Below are 15,699 nucleotides of genomic sequence, written 5' to 3' on the forward strand. Positions count from 1 at the left end.
ACAACGCCTCCGGCGCCCGCACCGTCCCCGACCGCGCCTACGCCACCGCCGGCCACCTGCCCGGGCCCGGCCGCCGGCTGTACCTGTCCGGCGACGGCACCCTATTCGCCGGCCGCATGCCTGCTTCAGCTACCGGGGACCAAGCCGGTGACGGTGGTGAGCACACCGGCGGACACCGGGTGCTCCGGCTGCCGGTCACCGGCGGGCGAGTCACCCGGAAGGACCAGCCGGCCAGGGCGGGCGGCGGGCGCGTCGTAGGGTGGCGGGGTGCCCGACAACGCTTCCCGCTACCTGGCCGAAGGTCCCCGGGTCGGCATACGCCACTTCACCTACGAGGACGGTGCCGAGTTCACCGCCCGCGCCCGGGAGAGCAAGGATCTGCACCACCCGTGGCTGTTCCCGCCCGACACCGCCCCGGCCTACATGGCCTACGCGGGCCGGCTGATCGAGGACCCCGCCAAGGCCGGGTTCCTGGTCTGCGAGAGACACGACGGCTCGATCGCCGGGTTCATCAACATCAACAACATCGTCGAGGGCGCCTTCCAGTGCGGCACGCTGGGCTACGGCGCCTTCGCGCACGCGGCCGGGCGCGGACTGATGCGCGAGGGCCTCGGCCTCGTCGTGCGGTACGCCTTCGGGCCGATGCGGCTGCACCGGCTGGAGATCAACGTGCAGCCGACGAACCACGCCTCGATCGCGCTGGCCCGCGGCTGCGGGTTCCGCCTGGAGGGCTACTCGCCCGACATGCTCTTCATCGACGGGGCGTGGCGCGACCACGAGCGCTGGGCGCTCACCGTCGAGATGCTCCGCGACGCCCCCGGGCCGGCCGCGCCACGGCCCCGTTGACTCACGCGCCCCGGTCCACGTACTCGTACACCGTGCCGTCCGGGTGCCGGGCGATCAGGTTGCGGCCCACCTGGGTCGGCAGCGGGCCCGCGATGATGTCGGCGCCCAGCTCGGTGAGGACCCGGTGGGTCTCCTCGACGTCCTTGACCGCGATCGTCGCCGCGACCTTGCGCAACAGCTCCAGCGCCGCCGCCGGGCCGCTCATCAGCAGGAAGCAGCCGACCGCGGCCACCTGGACGCCGCCGCGTTCGAACCGCAGGGCCGTGCCGCCCGCCAGCCGCTCGTAGAAGGGGATCGCGGCTTCGAGGTCGTCGACGCAGACGCGCAGTGTGGCACCGAGAATCTCCATGCGGGCGAGCCTAGTTGCGCGGGCCCCGGGGACGCGGACCGCTCCACATGATCTCGGCAGGTTCTTCGCCGCCGTGTTCGTGCCCGGGCGCCGCCGGGCCGGCACCGGCGTTACGCGGCAGGGGCGCCGGGTACCCGGCGGCCATGGAGCGCTTGGATCACCTGGAGCATCTGGACAGGCATCTGGTCGACGAACTGGCGCAGGTGGCGCGCGAGACCGTACGGGACGAGCTGCGCGAGCAGACCCGCAAGCAGCGCCGCAGGGCCACGCTGTACGCCGCCTCGGGCGCACTCGCCCTGTACGCCGGAGCCGCCCTCGCGCTCGCGGTCGGTCTGGCGCTGGCGCTCGCCCTGCCGGACTGGGCCGCCGCGCTGATCACCGCCGCGATCCTGGGCCTCGCCGCCTACGCGCTGCGCGGTGCGGCCCGGCCGTCCGCCTCCCGGACGAGCCCCGAGCACCAGGCCGGGCGAGCCGGGACCCACCAGGGCGGCATGCCGTACCCGCCGGTGCCGCCCGCTCCTCCCGGCGCCCCCGCCACCGGAGCGGCCGGCGCGCCCGCCCCGGGCACCGTGCCGCCGCGCCCGGACACCGACCCCGACGTCCCGCACCACAGGGCGTGATGCAGGTGCGCATGTCTCCCAGGGCACCGCACGGCAGGGTCGTAGTGGTCACCGGAGCCAGCGGCGGGGTGGGACGGGCCACCGCCCGGGCCTTCGCCGAGCGCGGCGACAAGGTGGCCCTGCTGGCCCGGGGACGCGAGGGCCTGGCCGCGGCGGCCGACGAGGTGGAACGGGCCGGCGGCGAGGCGCTCGTCGTCCCCGTGGACATCGCCGACGCCAAGGCCGTCGAGGACGCCGCCCAGCAGGTCGTCGACACCTTCGGGCACCTGGACGTGTGGGTCAACAACGCCTTCGCCGGGGTGTTCGCGCCGTTCACGGAGGTCACCCCGGACGAGTTCCGCCGCGTGACCGAAGTGACGTACCTGGGCTACGTGTTCGGCACCCGGGCCGCGCTGCGCCACATGCTGCCGCGCGACAAGGGCACCATCGTGCAGGTCGGCTCCGCGCTCGCCTACCGGGGCATCCCGCTGCAGTCCGCCTACTGCGGGGCCAAGCACGCCATCCAGGGCTTCAACGAGTCGCTGCGCTGCGAGCTGCTGCACGCCCGCAGCGGTGTCCGCACGACGATGGTGCAGCTTCCGGCGGTCAACACCCCGCAGTTCGACTGGGTGCTGAGCCGCATGCCGGGGCGGGCCCGGCCGGTCGCGCCGGTGTACCAGCCGGAGGTGGCGGCCCGGGCCGTCGTGCACGCGGCCGGGCACGCGCGGCGCCGGGAGTACTGGGTCGGCGGCTCCACGGTCGCCACACTGCTCGCCAACGCGGTCGTCCCCGGGCTGCTGGACCGGTACCTGGCCCGGACGGGGTTCGACTCCCAGCAGGACCAGGGCGAGGACGCCTCCACCGGCGCGGGCAACCTCTGGGCCCCGGCCGACGGCCCGCACGGCCACGACCACGGGGCGCACGGCCGCTTCGACGACGAGGCCCTCGACAGCAGCGCACAGCACCGGGTGTCGCGGAACCGGACCCGGGTGGGCGCGGCCCTGACGGTCGGCGCGGGCGCACTGGCGGCCCGCACACTGACCCGGCGCCTGACGCGGCGGTGACCGGGTGCGGAGGTGCCGACCGCGGCACCCGCGCGCGGCCGCCCGCCTGCCGTGCGCAGCGCCGCGGGACGGACCTCGATGTCATCGCGCGGTGCGGCACTCCCGCTGGGCGGCGAGGCGGATGTGTGCGTTGGCGGCACCGTAGCCCCGGTAGCCGCCGGTGCGCTGGACCACCTCGAAGAAGACGCGCCCGACGGCCGGGGTGTAGAAGTGGCGGAACTCGCCGCCGTGTTCGTCGCGGTCATAGAGGATGCCCAGGTGCCGGTAGGCGTCCAGTTCGGCCGCGTCGAGATCGTGGTGGGCCGCGAGGTGGTCGTAGTAGTTGGCGGGGATGGCCAGGGGACCGGCGCCCGCGGCGCGCAGTCGGCGCGCCGCCGTGACGATGTCGTCGGTGGCCAGGGCGATGTGCTGGTCCGGGCGGCTCTGCGGATCCCAGGCGGGTGCGTCGTTGAGGACCAGTCGCGTGTCCGCGTGGGACAGGGCCCTGCTGTGCAGCAGGCCGTGGGGATCGGCCAGGTCCACACTGTCCTCGGGGCACAACCCCAGTACGGCGCGGTGGAAGAGGACCGCTTCGTCGAACCGGTGCCGGGGCTGGGTGAGCGCCACATGGTCGATGTGGGTGAGCGCCCCGGCGGCGCGCGCGGGCGCCGGGGTGGCCGTACGGCCGGAGCCGGCGGTCAGCAGCAGGCGGGTGCCGTCCGGTGCGACGACCGCCTTCGAGGCGAGCCCCGGCGCGCCGGGCTGCCGGTGCTCCACGGGTGCGAGGAGGGCTTCTGCGCGGTCGAGGACTGCGCGGGGGTCGGGGGTGCCCAGTCCGATGCCGGTCAGGGTGGTGCCCTCCTGCCGGGTGGCGGCCCGGCCGGCGACCAGCAGGCGCGCCCCGTTCTGCCGCCACTCCTGTGGCCGCCCGCCCTCGGCCCCTGCTTCGGCCCGCACGAATCCCAGGGCCTCCAGCAGGCCGGTGAGAGGGCGCGGGCCGGGGGTGGACAGTTCGGCCAGGGCGATGCCGGACGGCACGACCGGGTCCGTCCCCGCGTACAGGCCGGCGCGCTCCTCCAGCGCGATCAGGGAGCGCATGGCGTCGACGGCGGTGCGGCCGGCGTCGGCCTGACGGAAGACGTCGTTGAAGACCTCCAGGGACAGCGGGCCTTCGTAGCCGGCGCGGGCCACGTGCCGCAGCAGGCGTGCCACGTCCAGACCGCCCTGGCCGGGGAAGCAGCGGTGGTGGCGGCTCCAGTGCAGGACATCCATGGCCGGCAGGGGGGCGTCCGCGAGCTGGAGGAAGAAGATCTTCTCGGCGGGGATGTGCTCGATGCCGGCGGGATCGGACCCGCGGGAGAGGATGTGGAAGCTGTCCAGGCACACCCCGAGCGCCGGATGATCGGCCTGCTCGACGATGCGCCAGGCGTGGTCGTAGGTACGCACGTGCCGTCCCCAGGCGAGAGCCTCGTACGCGACCCTGATGCCGTGGGCCGCAGCGCGCTCGGCCAGGGTGCGCAACTGCCGGGCGGCGAGCGCGTCGTCGTCCGCCGCGTCCGCTGAGACGTTCGAGCACACCAGCAGCATGCCGGTGCCCAGGCGCCGCATCACCTGGAACGTGTGCTCGGCGCGGCGCAGACTGCGCGCGAACCGCTCCTGCGGTGCGGCTTCGACGTCGCGCAGCGGCTGGTACAGGTCGATGGTCAGTCCGAGGGCGGCCGCGCGTGCGCGGACGTCTTCGGGGCTGAGGGAGCCGGCGAGCAGATCGTTCTCGAAGAGCTCGACACCGTCGAAGCCGGCGCGCGCCGCGGCGGTGAGCTTCTCCCCGAGTGTGCCGCTCAGACAGACGGTGGCGATCGTCCTACGCATCCGGGTCCCCGATGCTGATCCAGGTCTTGCCGGCCCGGGCCGCGGCCCCCTCGAAGGCCTGCTGGGCCTCTTCCAGGCGGTAGCACGAGTCGATGACGGTCCCTGGCCGTGCCCGGCCGAGTTCCGCCAGCGCTTCGGTGAAGTCACGGGGATGGTCGTAGATCATGGACCCCCTGATCGTCAGCTGGCGGCGCACGAGCTCGTCCGTGGACAGGGGCAGCGCGTCGGTGTTGAGGCCGATCAGCATCACGGTGGCGCCGGGTGCGGCCCGGTCCAGGGCGGGCCGCAGGGCGGCGGCGTGGCCGGATGTCTCGAACACGCAGGTGAATCCGGTGCGGCCGTCGTCCGCCAGGGCGCCGAGCTGCCTGGCCCGGGCCGCCCGCAGCGGATGCGGTTCGGTGACCACCGGCCGCACGCCCAGCCGGACCAGGATGAGGCAGACCAGCAGCCCCTGTGCCCCTGCCCCGACGACCAGGCAGTCGTCCGCGGTGGTGACACCGCTGCGCCGGATGGCGGACCGGGCGACCGTGTAGGGCTCGGCGCCGGCGAGGTCGGGGCCCGGCAGGCCGTCCGGGACGGGGTGGGCGAACCGCGCGGGGACCGCGACGCGTTCGGCGAGGACCCCCGGCGCGTTGAGGCCCACGATGGTGCGGTGGGGGCAGGCCGAAGTGAGGCCCCTGAGGCAGTCGGCGCACTTCAGGCAGGCGTAGTTGGGCTCGATGACCACCCGTGGGCCCGTGCGGTCCTCCCGCAGCGCGTCCCCGGTGGTGACGACGCGGCCGAAGCCCTCGTGACCCATGATCCAGGGCCATGCGGGGGGCTGCCGCTTGCCGTGGAAGACGGCGAGGTCGCTGCCGCACAACCCGACCCCCTCCATCTCGACGATGACGTCGTCGGGCCCGCAGACGGGCTCGGGCCAGTCCTCCACGATCTCCACCCGGCCCGTTCCCGTCAGAACAGCTGCTCTCATCAGACCCCTCCTGTGGACCACTGAATGGACCATATGGACCGTTACATGGACCATAAGGTCCGCTGTGGGGATTTTCAAGCGCGGGAAGACCCGCATCGGACCGGCGGTGCGCGGCCGTCCGCGCACGGCGAGCCGCCGTACGCCCTCGGTCGGCGTACGGCGGCTGATGACTCGTCAGATCTGCCGTCAGGCGGTGGTGCTGACGGATTCCGCCGGAGCCGGCGCGGTGCCCGCCCGGCGCTCGCCGCGCAGGCGCAGGGCCACCACCAGGGAGATCAGGCAGCCGAGGGTGAAGTAGCCGGCGACCAGGTACCAGCCCCCTCCCGCCCACAGGACCAGGGAGCTCAGGACGAACGGGGTGAAGCCGCCGCCCACCACGCTGGCGAGCTGGTAACCGACCCCGGCGCCGCTGTAGCGGTACTCGGGTCCGAACATCTCGGTGAACAGGGACTGCTGGACGGCGACGGCCATGTCGTGCGCGCCGTTCACCAGCAGCACCGCGAAGACGATGATCAGGACCATGGAGCCCGACTCCAGGGCCCAGAAGAACGGGACGGAGCACAGCGCGCCGAGCAGGGCGCCCCCGACGTACACCGGGCGGCGGCCGTAGCGGTCGGCGAGGTAGGCGAAGGCCGGAATGGTGACGATCGCCAGCGCGCCCACCGCCAGGTTGATGTCGAGCAGAGCGCCGCGGTCCAGGCCGAACTCGGCGGTGCCGTAACCCAGCGCGAAGTTGGTCACGCCGTAGAACGTGAGCAGCTCCACCAGCCGCAGGGCGATGATGGCGAAGAAGCCCTGCGGGTTGGACCTCACGGCGGCGATCAGAGGCATGCGGGGCTTGTCGCCCTCGCCGCGCGTGGCGACCTGCCGGGTGAAGACCTCGGACTCCTCCACCTTGGCCCGGACGACCAGGCCGGCGATCACGATGACCGCGCTGATCAGGAAGGGCACGCGCCACCCCCAGGACCGGAAGGCCGCGTCCGACATCGAGCCGGAGGAGATCTTCGTGAAGAAGGTGGCGAGCAGCAGGCCGACCGAAGCGCCGACCTGGACCCCGCTGCTGTAGAGCGACCGCCACTTCGGCGGCGCGTTCTCCACCGCCATCAGGGCGGCGCCGCCCCACTCCCCGCCGACGGCGAAGCCCTGCGCGGCCCGCAGCACCACCAGCAGGACCGGAGCCCAGATGCCGGCCTGGGCGTGGGTGGGCAGCACGCCGATCAGCGTGCTGGCCAGCCCCATGATCAGCATGGTGAGGACCAGCATCCTCTTGCGGCCCAGGCGGTCACCGAAGTGGCCGAAGACGATGCCTCCCAGCGGCCGGAAGAGGAACCCGACCCCGAAGGTGGCCCAGGCCGCCAGGGTGCCTATGGCGGGGCTGACCTCGGGGAAGAACAGCTCGTTGAAGAGCAGGCCGGCGATGATGCCGTAGAGGAAGAAGTCGTACCAGTCGACCACGGCTCCCAGGAAACTCGCGATCGCCGCTCGTCTGGCCGCGCCCGTTCCGGCCGCTGCCGGGCTTTGCACACTGCTCACGTTCACACACTCCATTGGATGCTGCGCTTCACCGGCCGGCCGCGCCCAGTACGGCGCTCGGACCGGAGGACGGATGGCTGCGGGAAGAGGGGGCAGGGCAACCGCGCTCCGGGTGTGGGGAGCCGGTCGCCGAGGCGGGGGCGCGCCCTCGGTTCGGGCGGCGCCTCGATGTCGTGGTCCAAAGAGCGGATCGATTGGACCGAGTAGCGGAAAGATACGATGGGTGCTTCCGGCCGACAAGAGTTGCCGCGGGATTTCCTCGGCGCTACAGGTGCCGCGGGTCCGCACAACGGACTAACGTCAAGGTCAACGGGTGGCGGGCAGCGCCGCCCAGCGGAGACGAACAGGGGAGGCCTCGAGCGTGGACGGCGGCGGAGCTGCACGGACCGGTACGGAGCGCGACGCGCAGAGCGGCGGCGTGCGCAGCGTGCGGCGGGCTTTCGACATCCTCGGTCTGCTGAGCGAGGACCGGCCGGTCATCACGCTGCGGGAGATCACCGAGGCCACGGGGCTGCCGAAGACCACCGTGCTGCGCCTGGTCCAGACGCTCGAGGAGATGGGCCTGCTGTGGTCGGACGGGGGCGGCTTCATCGCCGGCCCCGGCCTGTGGCGGTGGGCCTACCTCGCCCGCAGCCAGTGGGAGATCCCGCGCGAGACGCGCAAGGTCATGCGGGACCTCGCCGACCGGCTGGGGGAGACGGTGAACATCTTCGTGGCCCGTGACATCCACCGGATCTGCGTCGCCCACGAGGACAGCCCGCACCCCCTGCGCCACGTGGTCGACGTCGGCGACGAACAGCCGCTGTGGGCGGGCGCCTCCTCCAAGATCCTGCTGCGGGACGCCCCCGACGCCCTGCTGCGCCGTGTCGCCCAGGCGTCGCCGAAGGGCGAGACGTACATGACGCAGCTGCGCACCATGGCGCAGGAGGCCGCCCGCCGGGGCTACGCGGTGAGCAGCAGCGAATGGGACGAGGGGCTCACCGCTGTCGCCGTCCCCCTCACCGGTCCGCAAGGCGCGGTCACGGCCTCCCTCTCCGTCAGCGGCCCCGATCACCGCTTCCCCTACGAGGCCATCGAGCGCTTCGCCGCCGACCTGGCGGAAGCGGCCCGGCTCATCTCCGCCCAGGGATTCAGGCATCCGCTCAGCCGCACCCACCGCGGCGACGAGGTCTGAGGGCGTACCGCCCGGCCTGCAGGACGGCTCGCCGGACCGGACCCGGAGATCCGCTGAGCGGAAGCCGGGCGCAGCCCCCTGTGCGCCCGGCCCCCCGTCACGCGCCCTGCTGGAGCTGCGGCAGCACCTTCGTGCGGTAGAAGTCGAAGAAGCCGCGCATGTCCGGGCCGATCTGGTTGACGTAGACCATGTCGAAGCCCGCGTCGGCGAACTTCCTCAGCTCGGCCACGTGCTCGTCCACGTCGTCGCCGCACACCCGGTTCTGCCGGACCATGTCCTCGGTGACCAGCTGCTGGGCCTGCTCGAAGTGCTTCGGTGAGGGCAGCACCTGGCCGAGTTCGCCGGGCAGCTGCTCGTTCGCCCAGAGCCGGTGCACGGTGCGCACGCACTCGTCCTTGTCCGTGCCGTAGCACACCTTGGTGCCGCCGCTGACCAGCTTGGCGCCGCCCCCGCCCTTGCGGTACTGCTCCACCATCGACGCGTCCGGCATGACCGTGATGTAGCCGTCGCCGACCCGGGAGGCCAGCTGGGTCGCCGCCGGGCCGAAACCGGAGATGTCGATCGGCACCGGCTCGTCGGGCACGGTGTACAGGCGGGCGTTCTCCACCGTGTAGTGCGGGCCGTGGTGGTTGACCTCCTCGCCGGTGAACAGCCGGCGCATCACCTGGATGGCCTCCTCCAGCATCTCCAGGCGGACGTGGGCCGGCGGCCAGTGGTCGCCGAGGATGTGCTCGTTCAGCGCCTCCCCGGAGCCCACGCCGAGGCGGAAGCGGCCGCCCGTCATCACGGCGCTGGTCGCCGCGGCCTGCGCCACCACCGCCGGGTGCATCCGCACGGTCGGGCAGGTCACCGCCGTCTCGATCGGCAGCGAGACCGCCTCCGACAGCGCGCCGATCACGGACCACACGAACGGGCTCTGCCCCTGCTCGTCGTTCCACGGGTGGTAGTGGTCCGAGATCCACAGCGCCTGGAATCCGGCCTGCTCGGCCATCCGCGCCTGCTCGATCAGCTCGGCGGGCCCGTACTGCTCGCACGAGAGGAAGTAGCCGTACTGGGGCATGGGGGGTGTGCCTCCGTGACGTGGGTGTTCGTGTCCGGGGACGGGTACCCGGGGGACCGGCCGGAAACCGGCGGCCGGAGCCCCGCCCGGGTTTGGCCGCCCTGCCCAGGGGGACGCGGAAGCTTTCCGAGGTACGTGAACTGCGCCGGAGGCGAACCGTGAGTCGACCCCGCATCGTGATCGTCGGAGCCGGCTTCGCCGGGTACCGGACGGCCCGCACCCTGTCCAAGCTGACCCGCGGCCAGGCCGACATCACCCTGCTCAACCCGACCGACTACTTCCTCTACCTGCCCCTGCTGCCCCAGGTCGCCGCCGGCATCCTGGAGCCCCGCCGGGTCACCGTGTCCCTGTCGGACACCCTGCCGCACGTACGGCTGGTGCTCGGCGAGGCCGACCGCGTCGACCTGGACGGCCGTACGGTGCACTACACCGGCCCCGAGGGCGACGAGGGGACGCTCACCTACGACCGGCTGGTGCTCGCCGCCGGCAGCGTCAACAAGCTGCTGCCCATCCCCGGCGTCGCCGAGCACGCGCACGGCTTCAGGGGCCTGCCCGAGGCGCTGTACCTGCGCGACCACGTCACCCGGCAGGTGGAGCTGGCGGCCGCCGACGACGACCCGGTCAGCTGCGAGGCCCGCTGCACCTTCGTGGTGGTCGGCGCCGGCTACACCGGTACGGAGGTCGCCGCGCACGGGCAGCTGTTCACCGACGCCCAGGTCCGCAGGCACCCGCTGCGGCAGGGCATGCGGCCGCGCTGGATGCTGCTGGACATCGCGCCGCGCGTGCTGCCCGAGATGGACGAGAAGCTCTCCGCCACCGCCGACCGTGTCCTGCGGCAGCGGGGCGTCGACGTGCGGATGGGCACCTCCGTGAAGGAGGCCACGCACGACGGGGTCCTGCTCACCGACGGCGAGTTCGTCGAGACCCGCACCCTGGTGTGGTGCGTGGGGGTACGGCCCGACCCGCTCGCCGAGTCGCTCGGACTGCCGATGGAACGCGGCCGGCTGCTGGTCGATCCGCACCTGCAGGTCCCGGGCCGCCCCGAGGTCTTCGCGTGCGGCGACGCGGCGGCCGTGCCCGACCTGGAGAACCCGGGCGGCTACACGCCGATGACCGCGCAGCACGCCTGGCGGCAGGGCAAGGTGTGCGGGCAGAACGTCTACGCCTCGCTGGTCCGGGGCGGGCAGCGCCGGGCCTACCGCCACCGCGACCTCGGCTTCGTCGTGGACCTGGGCGGAGTGAAGGCCGCCGCGAACCCGCTCGGGGTTCCGCTGTCCGGGGCGGCGGCGGGTGCCGTCACCCGGGGCTACCACCTGGCCGCGATGCCGGGCAACCGCGTGCGGGTCGCTGCCGACTGGCTGCTGGACGCGGTCCTGCCGCGCCAGGCCGTGCAGTTGGGGCTCGTCCGGTCCTGGTCGGTGCCGCTGGAGTCCGCCTCGCCGGAGGTGGCGCGGGTGCCGGGCGGGCCCGGGCGGCCCGGCGGCGCCCCGGGGCAGAGCGGGCAGGACGGCCGGGAACTGGGCCAGGTGGTGGCCGGGCCGCAGGCCCGGCGGCAGGCGGGCAGCCGCTCGGGACCGGGAGCCGGGACCCGGCCGGGCGGCGAAGCCGCGAAGAAGCAGCCGGGCGGTGAACCGGCGAAGAACCAGCCGGGCGGCGAGCCCGCGAAGAACCAGCCGGGCGGTGGAGGTGCCAGGAAGTAGCCCGGCTCCGGGACATCCCCCGGGCTCCGGCGCCGCCGGCCCCTCCAAGCGACCCGACGACCCCGCCGAAGGAGACTCATGAACACCGGTGAACTCGTCGAGCTCGGCCAGCAGTTGCGCGTGGACAGCGTCCGCGCCTCCGCCGCCGCGGGCTCCGGGCACCCGACCTCGTCGATGTCCGCCGCGGACCTGATGGCCGTACTTCTCGCGCACCACCTCCGCTACGACTTCGACCGCCCCGCGCACCCCGCCAACGACCGCTTCGTGCTGTCCAAGGGGCACGCCTCGCCCCTGCTGTACGCCGCGTACAAGGCGGCCGGCGCCCTCGACGACGAGGAGCTGCTGACCTTCCGCACGCTCGGCAGCCGCCTCGAGGGGCATCCGACGCCGCAGCGGCTGCCGTGGGTCGAGACCGCCACCGGGTCGCTCGGGCAGGGCCTGCCCGTCGCGGTCGGCATCGCCCTGGCCGGGAAGCGGCTGGAGCGCACCGGCTACCGCGTGTGGGTGCTGTGCGGCGACAGCGAACTGGCCGAGGGCTCGATCTGGGAGGCCGCCGAGCACGCCGGGTACGAGCACCTGGACAACCTCACCGTGATCGTCGACGTCAACCGGCTCGGCCAGCGCGGCCCGACCCGGCACGGCCACGACCTCGACGCCTACGCCCGGCGCTTCCAGGCGTTCGGCTGGCACACCGTCGAGATCGACGGCCACGACGTCGACGCCATCGACCGCGCCTACGGCGAGGCGGTCTCCACCAAGGGCCAGCCGACCGCGATCCTCGCCCGCACCCTGAAGGGCAAGGGCGTCGAGGACGTCGAGGACCGCGAGGGCCTGCACGGCAAGCCGCTGAAGAACGCCGACGAGGCGATCGCCGAACTCGGCGGCCCGCGCGACATCCGCGTCCAGGTGCACGAGCCGCCCGCCGCCCGCATGCTGCACGCGGTGCGGACCGGGCCCTTCGAACTGCCCCGGTGGGACAAGGGCGAGGACGTCGCCACCCGCAACGCCTTCGGGCAGGCGCTGGCCGCGCTCGGCACCGGACGCGGCGACATCGTCGCCCTCGACGGCGAGGTCGGTGACTCCACGCGCACCGAGTTCTTCGCCAAGGAACACCCCGACCGCGCCTTCGAGTGCTACATCGCCGAGCAGGAACTGGTGGCCACGGCGGTCGGGCTCGCCACGCGCGGCTGGGTGCCGTACGCCGCCACGTTCGCGGCCTTCCTCACCCGCGCGTACGACTTCGTGCGCATGGCGTCCATCAGCGGCGCCGGCATCAACCTGGTCGGCTCGCACGCCGGCGTCGCGATCGGGCAGGACGGGCCCAGCCAGATGGGCCTGGAGGACCTCGCCATGATGCGGGCGGTGCACGGCTCGACCGTGCTGTACCCGTGCGACGCCAACCAGACCGCGCAGCTGGTCGGCGCGATGGCGGGCCTGGAGGGCATCCGGTACCTGCGCACCTCGCGCGGCGAGAGCCCGGTCATCTACGGCCCCGACGAGGACTTCCCCGTCGGCGGCAGCAAGGTGCTGCGCTCCTCCGACCGGGACCGGCTCACCCTCGTCGCGGCGGGCGTCACCGTGCACGAGGCGCTGGCCGCCGCCGACGCGCTGGAGCGGGAGGGCATCGCCGTGCGGGTGATCGACCTGTACTCGGTCAAGCCCGTGGACCGGCTCACCCTGCGCAAGGCCGCCGAGGACACCGGCTGCCTGGTCACCGTGGAGGACCACCACCCCGAGGGCGGTCTCGGCGACGCGGTCCTCGACGCCTTCACCGACGGGCGTCCCGTACCGCGCCTGGCGCGGCTCGCGGTCCGCATGATGCCGGGGTCCGCGTCCCCGGCCGAGCAGCTGCACGCGGCGGGCATCGACGCGGAGTCGATCGCGGCGGCCGGGCGGCTGCTGGTCGAGGAGGCGGTCGTGCCGTGAGCGGCGAGGGGACACGGACGGTGCGTGCGGGCCGGCGCACCGTCCAGGTGCACCGGCCGGACAAGGTGCTCTTCCCCGGCGGCGCGGACGCCAAGGAGTACACCAAGGGCGATCTCGTCGACTACCACCGGGCGATCGCCCCGTTCATGCTGCCGCACCTGCGGGGCCGCCCGCTGATGCTCCAGCGGCACCCGGACGGCCTGGACGGGCCGCGGTTCATGCAGAAGAACACCCCGGACGGCTACCCGGAGTGGATCAGTCGCGTCGAGCTGCCGAAGGAGGGCGGCACCGTCTGCCACACCGTGTGCGACGACACCGCGACCCTCCTCTATCTCGTCGACCAGGCCAGTATCAGCGTGCACCGGTGGCTGTCCCGCGCCGGCCGTCCGCACCGCCCCGACCGGATGGTGTTCGACCTGGACCCCTCCGGCGACGACTTCGAGGCCGTACGGGAGGCGGCCCGGCTGCTCGCGGAGCTGCTGGACCAGCTGAACCTGCCGTCGGCGCTGATGACCACCGGGTCACGCGGACTGCACGTGATCGTCCCGCTCGACGGCCGCGCCGACTTCGACGAGGTCCGCGCCTTCGCCCGGGACGTCGCCGACACCCTCGCCGCCGCCCACCCCGACCGGCTCACCACCGCCGCCCGCAAGAAGGACCGCGGCGACCGCCTGTACCTGGACATCCAGCGCAACGGGTACGCGCAGACCGCGGTCGCGCCCTACACCGTCCGCGCCCTGCCCGGCGCCCCGGTCGCCACGCCCGTCTCCTGGGACCAGCTGGACGATCCGGGGCTGCACGCCCGCCGCTGGACCGTCGCCGACGCCGTGGAGCAGGCCCGCACCGACCCGTGGGCGGGCCTGCTCGGCCGCGGCAGGGCGCTGGGGCCGGCCAGGCGGCGGCTGACCGCCCTGCGCGGCTGAGCCGAGGGGGGCGCTGAGCAGGGGAGCGTCAGATGCATCTCCCCGTACAGGTTTGGCGAACACGCCTGCGGCCACACGGAGGGGGAGGTGGCCATGTCGAACACACACAACACGCAACAGACACAGAGTTCACAGGAATCCCGGAATTCTCAGAAGTCGAACCATCGCCCGGCGGAGAACCGGCCGAGCCCCATGGAGGTGCTGCGCAACGCGCGCAGTCAGCTCGAGGAGCTCACCGGCATGGCCGCCGAGTCCGTGTCGTCCTTCGAGCAGACGGAGGAGGGCTGGTCGCTGGAGGTCGAGGTCCTCGAACTCGAGCGTGTGCCCGACACGATGAGCCTGATGGCCAGCTACCAGGTGGAGCTCGATCCGCAGGGTCAGCTCGCCGGCTACCGGCGGGTCCGCCGCTACGAGCGGGGACGGGCCGACGGGCGCAGGTCCGGCGGCCACTAGGCCGCCCGAAGCGCATCCACACCCAAACACGAGGAGGTTTTGCCGGAATGACTGTCGTACCGGCACAGCAGACCGGCGGCGGAGGCGGCAGCAGCGGCCTCTACGACGTGCTCGAACTCGTTCTTGACAGGGGGCTGGTCATCGACGCGTTCGTGCGCGTGTCCCTGGTCGGCATCGAGATCCTGAAGATAGACGTCCGCGTCGTCGTCGCCAGCGTCGACACCTACCTGCGCTTCGCCGAGGCGTGCAACCGCCTCGACCTGGAGGCGGGACCGCGCAAGAGCCCGGGTCTGCCCGAGATCGTCGGGGAGGTCACCGAGTCCGGTGCCCGCGGCAAGTCCAAGGGGGCGCTGTCCGGCGCCGCCCAGACCATCTCCGACGCCTTCAAGCAGGCCCGCGAGGACGGCGAGCGCGAGACCGAGTCCCGTCCGCGTACCCGCAAGGCCACGTCGGCGCGCCGTAAGGAGGAGCAGGAGTGAGCACGTACGTCTACGGCATCGCGGCGAGCTCCCACCCCGGGCTCCCCGAGGGCATGGGCGGCGTCGGTGAGCCGCCGTGCCCGGTGCGCATCCTGCGCGCGGGCGAGCTGGCGGCCGTCGTCAGTGACTCGCCCGAGGGTCTGCGGCCCAAGCGCAGGGACCTGCTCGCCCACCAGAACGTGCTCAGCGAGGCCGGTGCGGGCGGCTGCGTGCTGCCCATGCGGTTCGGCAGTGTCGCCCCGGACGACGACACCGTCACCGGGGTCCTCACCGAGCGCGCCGAGCACTACAAGGAGCGGCTGCGGGCGCTGGACGGCCGGGTCGAGTACAACATCAAGGCCAACCACGTCGAAGAGGCCGTGCTCCACCAGGTGATGGCCGAGAACGCCGAGATCCGCGCCCAGGCGGAGGCCAACCGGCAGGCCGGCGGCGGCAGTTACGACGACAAGCTGCGCCTGGGCGAGATGGTCGCCGCCGCCGTCAAGGCCAAGGAGGCCGACGACGCCGCCGCCCTGGAGCGGGCTCTGACACGGGCCGCCGACGCCGTGAGCGTGGGCCCCGAGTCCACGGGCTGGCTGGCCAACATCTCCTTCCTGGTGGACCGCGGCCAGGCCGAGGACTTCCTCGCCGCCGTCGAGCAGGCCCGCAAGGACATGCCGCACCTCGAGGTGCGGATCAACGGCCCGCTGCCGCCGTACAGCTTCGTCGAGCCCGGCCCGGCCGAGCCGGCGGGCACCGCGGCCGGCGGGGGCGCGGACACCGGAGCGGGGTGAGG

Annotated in this window: 15 protein-coding genes; 10 read left to right on the forward strand and 5 right to left on the reverse strand. The window is 73.3% G+C overall.

Annotated features, from left to right (window positions below):
• Positions 1–267 precede the first annotated feature (267 nt).
• Complete coding sequence (locus AB0K80_RS28530) at positions 268–846, forward strand: GNAT family protein (protein ID WP_365674509.1); 579 nt, start codon at positions 268–270, stop codon at positions 844–846.
• Position 847: 1 nt separating this feature from the next.
• Here the strand turns inward: AB0K80_RS28530 and AB0K80_RS28535 are convergent, their stop codons facing one another.
• Positions 848–1,195: a VOC family protein gene (locus tag AB0K80_RS28535; protein ID WP_365674512.1), complete on the reverse strand. Its 348-nt coding sequence runs from the start codon at positions 1,193–1,195 to the stop codon at positions 848–850.
• Positions 1,196–1,338: 143 nt separating this feature from the next.
• Between AB0K80_RS28535 and AB0K80_RS28540 the strand changes: the two genes are divergently transcribed.
• Together AB0K80_RS28540 and AB0K80_RS28545 are read left to right on the forward strand one after the other, a co-directional pair.
• A complete protein-coding gene (locus AB0K80_RS28540) occupies positions 1,339–1,815 on the forward strand; it encodes a phage holin family protein (RefSeq protein ID WP_365674514.1) in 477 nt (158 codons plus the stop codon).
• A gap of 11 nt (positions 1,816–1,826) precedes the next feature.
• Positions 1,827–2,858: an SDR family oxidoreductase gene (locus AB0K80_RS28545; RefSeq protein ID WP_365674515.1), complete on the forward strand. Its 1,032-nt coding sequence runs from the start codon at positions 1,827–1,829 to the stop codon at positions 2,856–2,858.
• Between the two features lie 81 nt (positions 2,859–2,939).
• Here the strand turns inward: AB0K80_RS28545 and AB0K80_RS28550 are convergent, their stop codons facing one another.
• The 3 genes from AB0K80_RS28550 to shiA form a co-directional block, all read right to left on the reverse strand.
• Positions 2,940–4,706 carry a TIM barrel protein gene (locus tag AB0K80_RS28550; RefSeq protein WP_365674518.1) on the reverse strand — a complete coding sequence of 589 codons (1,767 nt, stop codon included), beginning with the start codon at positions 4,704–4,706 and terminating at the stop codon, positions 2,940–2,942.
• Complete coding sequence (locus AB0K80_RS28555; protein ID WP_365674519.1) at positions 4,699–5,676, reverse strand: alcohol dehydrogenase catalytic domain-containing protein; 978 nt, start codon at positions 5,674–5,676, stop codon at positions 4,699–4,701. The genes AB0K80_RS28550 and AB0K80_RS28555 overlap by 8 nt, the downstream gene beginning before the upstream one ends.
• Positions 5,677–5,862: 186 nt before the next feature.
• The gene (gene shiA, locus AB0K80_RS28560) at positions 5,863–7,209 is read right to left on the reverse strand and encodes a shikimate transporter (protein WP_365674520.1); all 1,347 of its coding nucleotides are present in this window, start codon (positions 7,207–7,209) and stop codon (positions 5,863–5,865) included.
• 361 nt (positions 7,210–7,570) lie between these two features.
• On the opposite strand from shiA, the gene AB0K80_RS28565 reads away from it, so the two are divergent.
• On the forward strand, positions 7,571–8,383 hold the full coding sequence (locus AB0K80_RS28565; protein ID WP_365674522.1) for an IclR family transcriptional regulator: 813 nt from the start codon (positions 7,571–7,573) through the stop codon (positions 8,381–8,383).
• A gap of 97 nt (positions 8,384–8,480) precedes the next feature.
• Here the strand turns inward: AB0K80_RS28565 and AB0K80_RS28570 are convergent, their stop codons facing one another.
• The gene (locus AB0K80_RS28570) at positions 8,481–9,443 is read right to left on the reverse strand and encodes an LLM class F420-dependent oxidoreductase (protein ID WP_365674523.1); all 963 of its coding nucleotides are present in this window, start codon (positions 9,441–9,443) and stop codon (positions 8,481–8,483) included.
• Positions 9,444–9,601: 158 nt separating this feature from the next.
• On the opposite strand from AB0K80_RS28570, the gene AB0K80_RS28575 reads away from it, so the two are divergent.
• From AB0K80_RS28575 to AB0K80_RS28600, 6 genes are all read left to right on the forward strand, one after another.
• Positions 9,602–11,143, forward strand: a complete 1,542-nt coding sequence (locus AB0K80_RS28575; protein ID WP_365674526.1) for an NAD(P)/FAD-dependent oxidoreductase — start codon at positions 9,602–9,604, stop codon at positions 11,141–11,143.
• Positions 11,144–11,221: 78 nt separating this feature from the next.
• Entirely contained in the window at positions 11,222–13,069 is a 1,848-nt protein-coding gene (locus AB0K80_RS28580; RefSeq protein WP_365674528.1) for a transketolase, read from the forward strand.
• Entirely contained in the window at positions 13,066–13,992 is a 927-nt protein-coding gene (ligD, locus tag AB0K80_RS28585) for a non-homologous end-joining DNA ligase (protein ID WP_365674530.1), read from the forward strand. Before AB0K80_RS28580 ends, ligD begins: the two co-directional genes overlap by 4 nt.
• 93 nt (positions 13,993–14,085) lie before the next feature.
• Complete coding sequence (locus tag AB0K80_RS28590) at positions 14,086–14,445, forward strand: gas vesicle protein (RefSeq protein ID WP_365674531.1); 360 nt, start codon at positions 14,086–14,088, stop codon at positions 14,443–14,445.
• 47 nt (positions 14,446–14,492) lie between these two features.
• Positions 14,493–14,924 carry a gas vesicle structural protein GvpA gene (locus tag AB0K80_RS28595; RefSeq protein WP_365674533.1) on the forward strand — a complete coding sequence of 144 codons (432 nt, stop codon included), beginning with the start codon at positions 14,493–14,495 and terminating at the stop codon, positions 14,922–14,924.
• Entirely contained in the window at positions 14,921–15,697 is a 777-nt protein-coding gene (locus tag AB0K80_RS28600) for a GvpL/GvpF family gas vesicle protein (RefSeq protein WP_365674535.1), read from the forward strand. Before AB0K80_RS28595 ends, AB0K80_RS28600 begins: the two co-directional genes overlap by 4 nt.
• Positions 15,698–15,699: the final 2 nt, after the last annotated feature.

Source organism: Streptomyces sp. NPDC052682 (genome assembly GCF_040678435.1).
Classification (GTDB): domain Bacteria; phylum Actinomycetota; class Actinomycetes; order Streptomycetales; family Streptomycetaceae; genus Streptomyces.

Coding starts and splice junctions, on each gene's coding strand:
- AB0K80_RS28535 (WP_365674512.1), bottom strand. CDS start 1,195: ATGGAGATTCTCGGTGCCACACTGCGCGTCTGCGTCGACGACCTCGAA.
- AB0K80_RS28540 (WP_365674514.1), top strand. CDS start 1,339: ATGGAGCGCTTGGATCACCTGGAGCATCTGGACAGGCATCTGGTCGAC.
- AB0K80_RS28545 (WP_365674515.1), top strand. CDS start 1,827: ATGTCTCCCAGGGCACCGCACGGCAGGGTCGTAGTGGTCACCGGAGCC.
- AB0K80_RS28550 (WP_365674518.1), bottom strand. CDS start 4,706: ATGCGTAGGACGATCGCCACCGTCTGTCTGAGCGGCACACTCGGGGAG.
- AB0K80_RS28555 (WP_365674519.1), bottom strand. CDS start 5,676: ATGAGAGCAGCTGTTCTGACGGGAACGGGCCGGGTGGAGATCGTGGAG.
- AB0K80_RS28570 (WP_365674523.1), bottom strand. CDS start 9,443: ATGCCCCAGTACGGCTACTTCCTCTCGTGCGAGCAGTACGGGCCCGCC.
- AB0K80_RS28580 (WP_365674528.1), top strand. CDS start 11,222: ATGAACACCGGTGAACTCGTCGAGCTCGGCCAGCAGTTGCGCGTGGAC.
- AB0K80_RS28590 (WP_365674531.1), top strand. CDS start 14,086: ATGTCGAACACACACAACACGCAACAGACACAGAGTTCACAGGAATCC.
- AB0K80_RS28595 (WP_365674533.1), top strand. CDS start 14,493: ATGACTGTCGTACCGGCACAGCAGACCGGCGGCGGAGGCGGCAGCAGC.